This is a genomic window from Pseudomonas sp. NGC7 (assembly GCF_047159675.1).
Taxonomy (GTDB): domain Bacteria; phylum Pseudomonadota; class Gammaproteobacteria; order Pseudomonadales; family Pseudomonadaceae; genus Aquipseudomonas; species Aquipseudomonas kermanshahensis.
The window spans coordinates 3545769-3558390 of record NZ_BAAFZY010000001.1; the positions used below are offsets into that span (position 1 = coordinate 3545769).

At 54.7% G+C, this 12622-nt stretch carries 13 protein-coding genes and 2 pseudogenes; 6 read left to right on the top strand and 9 right to left on the bottom strand.

What is annotated here, in order from left to right; all coding sequences use genetic code 11:
- Positions 1 to 42: 42 nt before the first annotated feature.
- Together ACMCNM_RS15865 and ACMCNM_RS15870 are read right to left on the bottom strand one after the other, a co-directional pair.
- Positions 43 to 873: a hypothetical protein gene (locus ACMCNM_RS15865; RefSeq protein WP_412764871.1), complete on the bottom strand. Its 831-nt coding sequence runs from the start codon at positions 871 to 873 to the stop codon at positions 43 to 45.
- Positions 874 to 1033: 160 nt separating this feature from the next.
- On the bottom strand, positions 1034 to 1381 hold the full coding sequence (locus tag ACMCNM_RS15870) for a hypothetical protein (protein WP_412764872.1): 348 nt from the start codon (positions 1379 to 1381) through the stop codon (positions 1034 to 1036).
- Between the two features lie 108 nt (positions 1382 to 1489).
- Between ACMCNM_RS15870 and ACMCNM_RS15875 the strand changes: the two genes are divergently transcribed.
- Both ACMCNM_RS15875 and ACMCNM_RS15880 read left to right on the top strand, forming a co-directional pair.
- A complete protein-coding gene (locus tag ACMCNM_RS15875; protein WP_412764873.1) occupies positions 1490 to 1657 on the top strand; it encodes a hypothetical protein in 168 nt (55 codons plus the stop codon).
- Between the two features lie 104 nt (positions 1658 to 1761).
- A complete protein-coding gene (locus tag ACMCNM_RS15880) occupies positions 1762 to 3165 on the top strand; it encodes a hypothetical protein (RefSeq protein WP_412764874.1) in 1404 nt (467 codons plus the stop codon).
- Positions 3166 to 3302: 137 nt separating this feature from the next.
- Here the strand turns inward: ACMCNM_RS15880 and ACMCNM_RS15885 are convergent, their stop codons facing one another.
- The 3 genes from ACMCNM_RS15885 to ACMCNM_RS15895 all read right to left on the bottom strand — a co-directional run bounded on the left by ACMCNM_RS15885 (position 3303) and on the right by ACMCNM_RS15895 (position 5923).
- Positions 3303 to 3659, bottom strand: coding sequence for a hypothetical protein (locus ACMCNM_RS15885; protein WP_412764875.1), 357 nt, complete (start codon positions 3657 to 3659; stop codon positions 3303 to 3305).
- 601 nt (positions 3660 to 4260) lie between these two features.
- Positions 4261 to 4740 (bottom strand): hypothetical protein, encoded by a 480-nt coding sequence (locus tag ACMCNM_RS15890; protein WP_412764876.1) that lies wholly within the window; start codon positions 4738 to 4740, stop codon positions 4261 to 4263.
- Between the two features lie 163 nt (positions 4741 to 4903).
- Positions 4904 to 5923, bottom strand: a complete 1020-nt coding sequence (locus tag ACMCNM_RS15895) for a DNA-binding protein (RefSeq protein ID WP_412764877.1) — start codon at positions 5921 to 5923, stop codon at positions 4904 to 4906.
- A 179-nt stretch (positions 5924 to 6102) separates the two neighbouring features.
- Here ACMCNM_RS15895 and ACMCNM_RS15900 point away from each other — a divergent pair, with 179 nt between their 5' ends.
- Positions 6103 to 7050, top strand: a complete 948-nt coding sequence (locus ACMCNM_RS15900) for a tyrosine-type recombinase/integrase (protein WP_412764878.1) — start codon at positions 6103 to 6105, stop codon at positions 7048 to 7050.
- A 347-nt stretch (positions 7051 to 7397) separates the two neighbouring features.
- Here the strand turns inward: ACMCNM_RS15900 and ACMCNM_RS15905 are convergent, their stop codons facing one another.
- The 4 genes and pseudogenes from ACMCNM_RS15905 to ACMCNM_RS15920 form a co-directional block, all read right to left on the bottom strand.
- Positions 7398 to 7646 (bottom strand): hypothetical protein, encoded by a 249-nt coding sequence (locus tag ACMCNM_RS15905; protein ID WP_412765978.1) that lies wholly within the window; start codon positions 7644 to 7646, stop codon positions 7398 to 7400.
- Positions 7616 to 8187, bottom strand: a pseudogene (locus tag ACMCNM_RS15910) (IS66 family transposase); the annotation flags it as partial. The pseudogene ACMCNM_RS15910 and the gene ACMCNM_RS15905, both read right to left, overlap by 31 nt.
- A gap of 146 nt (positions 8188 to 8333) precedes the next feature.
- Positions 8334 to 8480: a hypothetical protein gene (locus tag ACMCNM_RS15915; protein ID WP_412764879.1), complete on the bottom strand. Its 147-nt coding sequence runs from the start codon at positions 8478 to 8480 to the stop codon at positions 8334 to 8336.
- 877 nt (positions 8481 to 9357) lie between these two features.
- Positions 9358 to 9579, bottom strand: coding sequence for a hypothetical protein (locus ACMCNM_RS15920; RefSeq protein WP_412764880.1), 222 nt, complete (start codon positions 9577 to 9579; stop codon positions 9358 to 9360).
- A gap of 270 nt (positions 9580 to 9849) precedes the next feature.
- Between ACMCNM_RS15920 and ACMCNM_RS15925 the strand changes: the two genes are divergently transcribed.
- From ACMCNM_RS15925 to ACMCNM_RS15935, 3 genes and pseudogenes are all read left to right on the top strand, one after another.
- Complete coding sequence (locus ACMCNM_RS15925; protein WP_412765930.1) at positions 9850 to 10158, top strand: helix-turn-helix domain-containing protein; 309 nt, start codon at positions 9850 to 9852, stop codon at positions 10156 to 10158.
- A gap of 438 nt (positions 10159 to 10596) precedes the next feature.
- Positions 10597 to 11201, top strand: a pseudogene (locus tag ACMCNM_RS15930) (DUF1264 domain-containing protein); the annotation flags it as partial.
- A gap of 166 nt (positions 11202 to 11367) precedes the next feature.
- Positions 11368 to 12219: an AraC family transcriptional regulator gene (locus ACMCNM_RS15935; RefSeq protein WP_412764881.1), complete on the top strand. Its 852-nt coding sequence runs from the start codon at positions 11368 to 11370 to the stop codon at positions 12217 to 12219.
- Positions 12220 to 12622: the final 403 nt, after the last annotated feature.

The following is a 12622-nucleotide window of genomic DNA, read 5'->3' on the forward strand; positions in this document are numbered from 1 at the left end:
TAGTTGATTGCTGAGGCCGAGCAGCCTGTGTCAAGTGCAGAATCAACCGTCCTGGGGCTCGCTCTCTACCTTGTTGTCACGCCACCGGAAGCAAAGCCTGTCATCATCGTCCATCACCCAAAGACCAGACCAAATGGCTAGCCAGTATTGAGCCCTCACAAGGGTTGGCAGCGCCATTAACCGACCCAGCACCTGCAGTGCCGGGCGGGCGCTGAATTTCCGTTTTGAGTAAGCGAAGGGTGTGTAAAAGCGGTACTCGGGTAGGCCGAACCTGAATCGCCAGTAAAGCGCGATCTCGCTTTTGGCAAATTTGATGGCATTGCAATTCCAGCGTTTTCCCCAGCGGAATCTCCACTGATCACTCAAGAGCCAGCTCTGGGTCATGTAGGACTGTACGGAATCCAGGGCAGGTAACTCAGCGCCGGTTGATTGCTGGATCACACACTGCCGCAGCTGGATCTCCTCTACCGAGAATGCAATGCCATATTCCTCACCGCCCACAAATGCCTGTACGGGGATATTTGTGAGGTTCCAGACGATGGGGCGAGCGTCTACATCGCATACCGATACTTTTTCCTGATAGCGGATGCCTGCGCCGATCGCCTCAAAATACAAGTCAACCTTAGCGAGGCGCTCTCCGGTCGAGCGCAGCGCCAGGCGTGAGATCCGTGGCTTAGGGTCTGTAGGCAGTGCTAGGCGTACTGAGTACTCCAAGTGATTCCCTAGCGGATCCCATCGCGCTCCCAGCCGGTGGCGAACAGCCCATTTTTCATGTGACGCAGCGTAGGTTTTGTACAGCAAGGCTTTGGTGACCCTCTGCCAAATCCAGTCTGCAGCCTTGACGACGAGGTTGAACGGAACGGGGATATCCAAGCTTAACTCCTGGTTGCACTGCACAAGCTCAATGCCGTGAGCAGTGGATCTTCGAGCAGTAGTGCCGCAGTCTTCGCATGAGCATCACAGCTGTCACAGTACCCACGGATTTCAGCGCAATGGCCAGCAACGGTGGGTATCGGATGGTGCGCGCCCCAAGCTACAGCCCTAAGTCGATAGCAAAGTGTTGATCGCGCATTTCCTCTGAAGCTTGGCCATCATCGAGAAGGCGGCGACACAAGCTGTGAACCAGGTGTAATCTCAGGGAGTGTCGTATTTCAATACCAGGGTTGAGCACGTGAAAGCGGCCGACCCGGCTTCGAAGCAAGGCGCTGAACAGCGCCTCCAGCCCCGTGGTGCCAATGTCTTTTGCATACAGGCGCGATGGCGGCTCAAGCCCAGGAGCTCGCTTGTAGCTCGAAATTGCTGAATCCAGGATGCGTTCCAATTCAGAACCGTAGCGCTCAGAAGCCCGTGCCCACACAGCCGTTTCCAAGCTAGTGTCCAATCACTGTCCTTCCCTAAAAGTCGTGCGCAAGGTTTGGGCCTGGCATCAGGTCGCTGCGGACGCTCGTTTATACTGCCGACGGCTGAAGCGTAAACCTGGAGGGTTTAGATGTTTATTGAGTTTGACCTCAACCGCAATGATTTCGATGCCCTGATGCGGCATTGCCTGACGTTCCGCCCGGACTCAGGCGACCCCCGTGAGGATCAGCGGCTGCTAGATGGACTGCAGGCGCTCTTGGAGGCCATGCGAGAGTCAGACCCGTCGTCTGAAGGCTGATGATTGTCACTGTACTCCTCCCCAGACCTACCTTTTCCTTGGCGCCGCCAGGTGATCCTACTCATCTTGCAAACGGTTTCGCATCACGTAGCGTGGAGAAGCGTATGACGAGTGTGGTAATCAAGAAAATGGACTTGAAGCGCTTTTCGGCCCTCATCGGGCAGTCTCGTAGCCCGATGACTGAGCTTTTCACCAGGGAAATTGGGTGGTTCGCCAATGAGGATGAAACTGTCCTGGGCGTACTTCTGATTGATGTCTTCGACAAGGATTTCACGGCTATCTTGCTTGGGAGAGATGCCGTTGGCCGCTATCGCTGCTTCGACCAAAAGGTTTCGATGCAAACGCCTCAACAAGCTCAGGGCTGGCTTGTAGATGCCATTACGGCTGTGACACTGAGCGGTCAAACGGTTTTCGAACAAGCCGATGAAACCGGTGAAGTGATGGATCTCTTCACCCCGACCAAAGCAGAAGAAAAGCTTCACCCCTATTTTCTCTTGTCATCTCAACCTTCCCATACAGCAGCAAGGGGCATCATTCGGGAGATGATGCCTCACTATGTGGATATCGACGGCAATTTCATCGAACAATTCCAGACCACAGGCTTTGATGCCAGGGTGTGGGAGCTCTACCTGAACGCTTACCTCGTGGAAGAAGGGCTCTTCTTCGACCGCGCCCACTATGCACCGGATTTCATCGTTCAAAAATACGGACACACCGTCGCGATCGAGGCAACCATCGTTGGGCGCAAGGGCCAGATTTCGGAGCTCGACTTCGACAAGATCCCTGAGATGACACCAGAGCAAATTAAAGAAAAGACACGGGATGAAATGCCCATCAGGTTCGGCAGCCCGCTTTTCTCCAAGTTGCAGAAGAAGTATTGGGAGCTTGAGCACGTGGCTGGCAAGCCCCTGGTAATAGCCATCGCGGATTTCCACGAAAATCAGTCGATGCTTTGGACATCCACAGCCCTGATCAACTACCTCTACGGTGTGCATCATGACCATCATTATGACGAGTCAGGGAAACTCATCATCACCCCGCAGAAAATCGATAAGCACATCCTGGGCAGCAAGGAAATCCCGTCCGGACTCTTCTTCCAGGATGGCGCAGAAAACATCAGTGCAATCATATTCTCGGCAAGCGGCACCATATCCAAGTTCAACCGGATGGGAAAGCAAGCGGGCTTTGGAGACGACCACGTCATGCTGTTCCGCATGGGCACCTATCACGACCATGACCACAACGCGTCGATGCCTAAAATGTTCGTCTATGAGGTCAACGAAAACTGCGGGGAAACCTGGGCCGAAGGCATGAATATGTTCCATAACCCCAATGCCCTACACCCAGTGCCGGAGGGCCTCTTCCCGTCGATCGCACACCACTACTTTGAGGATGACCAGATTGTGAGCCACCCCCCTGAGTTTCACGTCTACTCCTCGATGACTACGATCGCCAACGTTGTGAGTGATGAGGAATGGGAGCGTCGAAAACAGGGTCGCAGCGACTGAGAGAGCAGCTTGGCGCTCGGCAAGTCGGGGGCATTTGAGATGCTGAAAGCTAGGCATTCCGGTTGGCGTGCTCTAGCTCAGCATGGCCAATCCAAACGGAGAGCCCTTCTGCCGCTCACAGGGCCCTCCTGCCTCGATCATGCCTTGGTAGTTTTCAGTTCAGGCTTGAGGGAGGTGAAGGATTTCTTCAGCTCCCTCCAGTTGGCATTGAGCCATTCCGTTACCTTGCCACGCCCCGGGGACGTCGACTTGAAATGCTCTTTGAGCATCCACTCGACGTACAGGCGGTTCTCCTTCGACAAGTCGGATCCTTCCCCATACTCGACTTTCATTTTGTCAGACGACAGGCCCAGGTTGTTCAGGAAGGTAAGCATCTCGTAGCCCTCCTTACGGCTCAGGTGCTTTGCATCCTCATGGATCAGATGCGGATTGTCACCTTCCGTGGCCTTCCAGCTGTAGTCGTACCGCAGATCGCTTTTCAAGAGCTTTGGCATGGTCGCAGAACTCATCATACCCGGTGGTGGGCAGTGTCAATATGGTGGCCACCTGGCAAGACTCAACCCCTTCTTGTGCAAAAATCGACATCAGATGCTTATCCCCACTTCATGGCCATCGCGCAGGTTAGAGAGAGATAGCTAGGTCTGTGTCCTACGGCGCCCGAGAGGTCAGAGCCCGTCTAACCCGGCCTAAAAACGTGACACACGTCACATTTATAAGATATGTGTACCCCCTCCCCCCTTGAAAAACTTCAAGCGAGACGGAGTTTTTATATTTGAGAGCAAAGAAAAAGCGGAGGTCTGGGCCTCCGCGTGAGTCAGTGCTGAAACGGTGTCTAAGGTGCTACCTGCTCCTGCTTTTGCCCTGCTCTTGTCTTGGATCCTGTAATGAAACACGTTGCATTGATACGGGTGCAGGAGAGGTTCGTCCTTCTTTGGCGGCTTTGCCGCCACTTTCTCTTTGCTGGCAAATAAAACCTTACACTCGGAAAAATTGAATGGAGGGCACCTGCGGTGGCGATTTGCAGGTACTCGTACGCCTGGAGTTATCGTGTCTGCTGAGCTTGGCTTTGGCCTAATGATTCATGGGTGCCAAGGCTCATGACTTACCGCTGATCCTCTCGAGCAGCCTGTGAATCTGCTTCATGACTCGTCCCAGCTTGCCAAGCTTGTGGTAGAAGACGAGGGGCTCAAGGAAGTGTCCTAGCCGGAGTCGAAGGAATTCTCGTTCTGATGCCACCTGGTGAAATTCTGGGGTGTCCGCCAAGCCTGCGACGATCATGCCCTGGTGGGTCGCCGTCAACTGGCGATGCCGCTCAATCTGATCGGCATGACGATTGCGGTACCAGCCCCCCAGTGTTTGATGTTTGCCCAGCAGGAAGATGTATACCCCGAGCCCCTGTAGGAAAAGCATCCACATGGTGAGGTGCAGTCCCAGCCCATTCAAATATTCAGCCAGTTGAGGCGTGCTCCAGCAGCACACAGCAAAAAGCATGGGACAGACTGCGGCAGCGATCAGCGCCTCGTTCGTAGAGGGGATTGCGGTAAGCCGAAGGCGGAGGCGTCGTAGCGGGGTCATTTACTGCTCCAGGTTTTTAGACCGGTCTCGATCCCGGTTGGAACGAGGTGATGAAGCTTCTCGCCATCAGGCGAGGCGGTCAAACCAAAACAGGCCTACGTTTTTCCCTGCTGCTCCATTACTCAAACGGACACTAGGCAGCGCTATGAAGAGCTGCGCATATCTACGAGCCTGTAGCTGGTGATGCATCATTCCTCGGCGCGTCACCACCAGGTGCGGCGCTCTTGGCAAGCGCCAAGGATTCCATGGCTTCTGCAAGCTGTTGGCTGAGCGTTTCGGAGGTCGATCTTAGCTGGGAGGCTTCTGCCTTGGCATCCTCTGCGTCTTTCTTGGCACTCGACAACTGCTCTTGAAGCATTTCTTTTGCGCCTTCGGCCCGGGCAGCAGTCATGCTCGCCAAGCCAAGGTCTGCCTCGAGGCGCTTCAACGCGTCTTGGTTCTGATAAGCCAGCTTGCTGTGCTGGCGCGCCTCCCCCAGCAAACGTTCGTTGTCACGGATGAGCCGCGTGAGGTCATCCTGGCGAACCATGAGGGTTTGCTGCAGTTGCAGCAGTTCGTGCTGCAGTTGCTGAAGCTGTGTCTCGTGACGACGCTCGTCTTGTTCGCGCTGTTCCTTGATCGCACTCCGGTAATGCTCCATGGCATCACGAGCATGCGCATGCTTCTGTTCCAGAGTTCGCACCAGGTCATCCTTCTCATGCACCCGCAGCTCAAAGTCTGTGCAGCTCTGACTGAGGCGCGCGTTGCGGGTGAGTTCCACCTGTAGCGATGACTGCGATGTGCGCAGTTCCTCGGCTTGGCCCGCTAAGGCGATGTCACGGATTTCGGTCTCCTGCTGAGATTTCTTTAAAGCATCCTCAAGGCTCTCAATCTGCTTGGTCAATGCAGCCACGCTCTGCTCGTGGGAGATACGTTCCTCAGCTAGGGCAGCGTTCCCCTCCTCAAGTAACCGTTTCAAGAGCTGATCCACGAACGCGCTGAGCTCATCGCTCAAGCGCTTCGGGTCGGACTGAGGGCGTATATCAGTCGCCTCAAGCTCCTGCAGGTAGCGGGAAATGGTCGTCTTAGAGCCGGTATTGCCCAGCTCCACGCGCACCGAATCAATGCTCGGGTGAACGCCTCGGGCGAGCAGCGCGGATCGCGCCTTTTGGACTAATGCCTTGTTAATGCCGCCGCGAGCCATGGTCTCTCCTACGATTTCGTACTGAATTACATGTCATGTACCTACATGACATCTTACTGCTTAGCCACACTTCTAGAAATTGATATCGAAAGAATAAATAATGGGGGTTTATGTGTTCTTAGTGCTAAAAATGCCTCAGAATCGTGTCCAAAGCACGTACGATTGGCAGGAAAAGGCAGATGGACAAGGCGCAGCGGTATCTCACGGCAGGTACACGTGAAAACACCCGCAAAAGCTATCGTGCAGCCATTGAGCATTTCGAGGTGACGTGGGGAGGCTTTCTGCCGGCGACGGCGGAAGGAATTGTTCGCTATCTCGCGGAGTATGCGGACTCGCTGGCGCTCAGCACCCTCCGCCAGCGCCTGGCTGCGCTCGCCGAATGGCATATCAGTCAGGGCTTTCCCGACCCGACCAAAGCTCCCCATGTACGGCAGATGCTCAAGGGCATACGCGTGGTGCACCCCGCCAAACAGAAGCAGGCAGCCCCTCTTCAGCTTCGCCACCTTGAGAAAGCGGTCAACTGGCTGAATAGCAAGGCGGGTGAAGCGATCGAATCGGGGGACTATCGATCATTGATGAGGTGCCGGCGCGATGCAGCTTTATTACTCATCGGGTTTTGGCGTGGCTTTCGAAGTGACGAACTTGCTCGCCTTCAGATCGAGGATACGCAGGCAGAGGCCGGCATTGGCATCACTTTTTACCTGCCGTACACCAAAGCGGATCGCACACACCAAGGCGCTACATTCCACACTCCTGCCCTCAAGAAGCTGTGCCCGGTCGAGGCATATATCAACTGGATCACCGTCGCTGGTGCTTCCAAGGGCCCTGTCTTCCGAAAGCTCGATCGATGGGGGAATCTCTCTGAAAGCGGACTCAAGGCGAGCAGCTTCATTCCTCTGCTCAGGCGCATCCTAGAAGACGCTGGGATACCTGCCCAGGCCTATAGCAGTCACTCAATGCGGCGCGGCTTTGCGACCTGGGCATCCGCGAATGGCTGGGGCATCAAGGGCCTCATGGGTTATGTCGGCTGGAAGGATATGAAGTCTGCTCTGAGGTATGTCGATGCGAGCAGCTCTTTCGGGGGCCTGGCTGCCTACAGCGCCGGCGAGATCGAGCGTGATCTTTAGATTTGAGGCTGGGATTTCATCTTGACCAACTCCGCTTCAGCCGCTCGCAACTCAGCGGTCAAGCGCGTCCACATAACGACAAGTGTCGATATTTATTCACGACTCGCCCTCAACTCGTCCCCCAGTTCAGCAAGCTCGCTTTCCAGCGTTTCACAGCGCTGCTCCAGGAGCCCCTCGCGACTGAAAAACGGTTCCATTACTTTGTCATCGATGTGGTCATGCATACGCCATGAGCCCTAAATGCGGATCGAGTACAAAGGTTCTCCGCACAGAGTAAATTCATCCACTGAATATTTCAACAGTATCAAGTAGCGCGAATAACCGTATGTCTGGCCACTGAATGACGGCTAAAAGCTTGCGCCTCCGCCTCGTTGATAGAGGCTAAGGTACGCCAAAATGCGGGTTTCAGGCGTCAGTCGGATGGCCAGGAATGATGTGTAACGATTGTCTCGAAGCGAGGAGAGTCTCATGGCACTGAAGTCTTCATTTGCCGTGGTGCTGCGTGCGCTGTGCACCAAACGTAAGCGATCCATGAACCCCACCTGCCGCAAGATGAGGCCATCGTTTACCGTGGCATTTCCGGTGAACAGTTCCATGGCAACAGCGCTTCATAATCTGCAACCGACTGCGCATGGGGCAGCCGCTCCAGTACGTGGCGCAGCCATGTATAGCTCTTGGCCGTTGATCTTGGCGGTCTCGACTAAACTGTAGAGCTGAGCACTGGCCGCGGCGCCCTTGGGCGTTTCGCTGAACAGCCAGGCTTTGCGGCCAATCACAAATGGCTTTATTGCGCTCTCTGCCGGGTTTTTGTCGATCGGCAAATACCCAGCCTCCACATAACGCTCCAGCCGACTCCAATTGCTCGCCAGGTAATTCACCGCCTTGCCGAGCACACTTTGCGACGTCACATGTGGCTGCGTTTTGTCCAGCCAACTTTTCAACTGCCCCAAGGATCGGCAGGCTCTTCTCCTGCCGGCCAGTCAATCGCTGCTCATCACTGGCGTCCTTCGGTTCACGCTCGATGCCATAGAGCTTATTGATCAATAACAGCGCCATACCCGCGCGTCCGGCTTTGCCCTTGGGCTGCACTTTCTGAGCTTCAAGAAGCTTGCGACGCGCATGCGCCATCCACGCCAAGGTTCGACAAGGACGCTTTATCCATGACGAGTTGGAATGCTTTCTACGAACGTACAGAAACCCGAGCCCCTTCTCCGCTTGTCAGTTATGCGATCGGTCACGTTGGAAATCTAGAACCTCGCCATGCAATAGATCAGGGATGTGGGTCAAGCAATGAAGTCTGGCAGCTCATCCAAGGCGGGTGGCTGGTATTGGCGATTGAAAAAGAACCAGAAGCCATCGCGCGAACAATCCGCAAGTGCTCCATAGACGAAGCTCGCCGACTCACCGCTGAGGTCGCGAACTTTGAGCATCTGGCCCACCTTCCACGGTCTGCTTTGATTCACGCAGGGCTAGCTCTTCCCTTCTGCAGGCCTTACAGATTCCCAACCTTTGGAGCCAGATTCCCAACGCCCTAGTCCCGGGCGGTGTATTCGTAGGTCATTTCTTTGGATTGAGGCACAGCTAGGCAAGCGAAGAGCAGTTGTCATTCCATTGCGTTGAAGACACTCGGAGGCTGAGCGAAAGCTTCGAAATTGTCCTGCTGCGTGAATCTAAATCATCGATGGTCATCGACTCGGGAACTGTGAATTGGCAAAGAATCAATGTGATTGTGCGCAAGCCCTATCATGCCGGGAGATAATTTGGGAGCTAATCCCGCCCTGCTTGATCGCAACTGCAGTCTACCTGGGCTCCCTCCTCCAACGCAGGCGACGTTGAGAGACACAGCTATGGCGTGGGGGAAGCATCGCAGACTTCCGTCGAATGCCATAATATGCGCGCTCCGTGTCTCAGCGTGATTACTCACAGCGAGACTGAATGCATAGCTCGGCAGGATTCCCCGACTGAACGATCATAGCCCCTCACCACTCAATGTAGTGCTTTCCCAAGGAACGAGGGCCCATCACGTGAAGTTTCCAAGGAGAAGGAATGATGAGCCTCACTCTGCGCTGCCTCAAATGTGATGAAACTCATCTGGTACAACCCACTAGGCTGCATCGTAAATCAGTGATCACCTGCAGGGGCTGTGGTGCTCTGAGCCACCATGGCGATCTCGTAGAAGCTGCAGGTAGGCGCCTCATGGCCAAGTTGAAGCAGCAGCTCAAAACCGGGTAACGATGGTTCGGCTAGGAGCGTTCTCAACCTCATACGCCGACTCCTGCCTCTAGGGCTAGAACCCCCATGTGTTCCTCAGTGAGTAGCGCTGCCTACCTGAAGCTGGTACCTCGCCTGAGTCAACTCTGTCTCCGCTTTCTGCAGCTCCGCTTTGACGCCCGTCCAGATCAAAACCAAGGTGGCGATCTTTTCGCGAGAGGCCGTCAATTCCTCACCCATCACGGCCAACTCGTTCTCAAGCAACAGGCACTGCTGCTCGAGCAGCTCCTCGCGCGAGAAAAAAAGCAAAGCTATCATCAGGGGTTTGGTCTGGCTTGTTCATGACGCTCATCACCGAGAGTAATACAAATGTTCTCCTCACGAGCTTAGCGAGAAATACTGGATGGATAAACAGCTTTCCGACGAAGCGGCAGCTCGTCCTGATCGCAAGGCCAGCCCAAGGGCTTCGAGGCTGCGCAGAAATCCCATATAGATTTTCACCGGGGACACGCTCAAGCGGAGGGATCGCATGTGTCACTGAAATCGTCTTTCGCCATCGTCCTTGGGGCGCTACGCAGTCAGCGATAAATCACGCAGCGGGACTTTTGTGACACGAGTAGGACGTTTCTTTCAAAGCTCGAAAGCGGCAAGGCCAGCCTGACGCTAGATAAGCTCGAGAAGGTGAGTCAGCGGCTGGAGGTGAGCTCACTGACGCTGCTGACACTGACCTTGAGCTTGGAAACTGGCAGATCCTCAGCGGAGCTTGTCGATGATCTTCGCTTGGGAATAGAGAACCTTGAGCGTGATGGTGGCTTAGCTTGGAAAAAGTCTCCTACCCTAGTGGCATGCGCTTGGCATCATGAATGCGACCCAGACGGGAGCCTCAGGCCTGTCTGAAACTGCTTGATGTAAGCATGACCTTGGGCGTGCCCGTAATCGGTGACGGCTGTCGTGAACCGATCCCTCGCGTCGCCAGGGGGCGGCCCCTACGGACTTCCATCCTCACGCCTCTCGCCCAGTAGGCCGGCGCGCTCCGCCTGCCCTTTTGACCACGTGCACCATCGCAAATTTCTGCCGCAGATCGCGCGCATAAGGCTGGCCCTGCCTTGAGAGCGTCCTGAGATGACATTGTCGGGAGTTTTCTTTCACCCAATTTTCACGACACCCAGGCAACACTCACCCTCTCCCTACGTGTGATAGAAGCTCCCGTTAGCCCGCCTAGCAGCGGGCTTTCTTTTGCCAGGAATTCCTCATCAACCCAGGCCGTTTGCCTTCCGAATTGTCCGTTCTGCTGACTCAGGCTGTCCCTTGAGGACACTAGCTAGAGCCGCTCTCATGCCACAACTCATCAGATTCATAACCCTTCCCCTGGGCTGTAGTCTGCTGTGGGCTTACGCTGCTCCTGAGACAAAGTCGCCAGTGGAGACACCTGGTCGGCCCGAATCAGCAAAGACTCGGATGCTGGAAGCCGGAGCCGCGACCTTGCAGGCCAAGCCGCCCATTGAGGCTAATCAACGCCTACCTGGGTGGCTTCCACCTTTAAAACGCACATCCTGATCTGCAGATGGAAGCGCATCACTACTGCTCCATCCTGAATCAGGATGTCATCCAGTGCGTCATCTTGGACGGTAACGCAAGTAAGCGAAGAGCATGGGCGTGAGTACATCATCGACGAGAAGCTGTTTGCTGGTCTGCCGGCTTAGGAGAAGGCGTTGTGGCAGAGCCATGGCTATGAGCTTTCATCCGGACAGTTGATCCCGCCGGGTATCCCTGCACCTGCGGAACATGCGCTGATGGAGCGCCTTGCCCATACCTACGGGAAGACATGGCACACGTGACACACCGACCAAGCCCAAGCCCTACCGGTGGGCGTTCCTCAGCTGATGATGGGATTCACAGTGGATGGACAGGCTGATTCAGCGATGGTCGAGCAGCGCAACCACTCCCATGAGTAGCTCGACTCTACTCGCACAACTTGCAGGTGACTATAAGGCAGGTTTGGTGGATCACCTGCGTGCTGCCTTGACTTTATTGCAATATTTTGTCATTGAATGATTCAATTAGGACAGATTGCGTGTTTTGCGGAACCGAGGTTCAATCTTTAATATGTCAATCAACGCCAAAACCGATCTGATCGTAACCAGCGACGTGGATGAAGTCTCTCGACCTGTTGTAGCCATGAGCGCCACGATGGTCACGAAGGACTGGGAGCATGCGCAGCATCAGCACCGCAAGGCCCAACTGCTTTACTCCGTTCGCGGTATCCTAAACTGCGAAATCGAAGAAGGTGTTTGGATTGTGCCGCCGCAGTGCGCAGTATGGATACCGGGCGACCTGCCACACTCAGCCCGGGGATCGGGTGAAACTGAATGTTATTGCCTGTTCGTCGAGCCCGATGCCGCACCTGATCTTCCAAAAACCTGCTGCACGATTTCGGTAACGCCGCTTCTGCGCGAATTGCTTCTCAAAGTTGCGGGTTTTCCTAAACTTTATTCGCTGGATGGGCGGGAAAACCGACTGATTGCCACTTTGCTGGACGAGTTAGCGGCTGCTCCGGTCGAAGACCTACACCTTCCAATGCCCCGTGCGCCGCGATTGCGCCGTCTAGCGGAGATGCTGTTGTCCAACCCCACAGACAAGACCTCAAAGAGCGATTGGGCTACCCGCATTGGCATGAGCGAGCGAAGTATGAGTCGGCTCCTTCTGCAGGAAATAGGAATGAGCTTCGGGCGCTGGCGTCGTCAATTGCATGTGATCCTTGCGCTGCAACGCTTGACCAAGGGTGAAAGCGTCCAAACCGTAGCATTAGAGCTTGGGTACGAAAATGCCAGCGGATTTATAACCATGTTCCGCAAGGCGGTTGGTAAGCCCCCGGCACGATACCTTTCTGATCGGACGACAGGCACGGAGCCTGCTTCCGTGCCTAGCATCTTGCTCCCCGATAAAACTTTAACCTGACAGGGTCGACATCAATCTTGTCTGGATTGAGCAATACGCTGATTCAGCAGCGCGATTGGCGATCTCTGTAAAGCCGTCATTTCCCCGCTCGATTGTCTGCGCCATGCTTCCCTGTATCAGATCCAAGAGAACGCTCGCGGAATACAAAGCAGATACTTCAATAGCACTAGGCGAATTGGCGCCAGATCTATACCTGCACGGTATTGCTGACACATCGAACCGGGCTAGAAAAGACCGATTGCAGATTATTGGCTGGAATGAAAAATAGAATGGCCTTTTCTCGATATCCGGCCAAAGGTGTTTGTCGGTAGATTACAGAAGGTAACGCTAATCATTCAATTTAACACTGATTAGTCTTTTTTCCCCTTGTCTGGTTCCGGTGAGACTGTCGGCATTCTCTGTA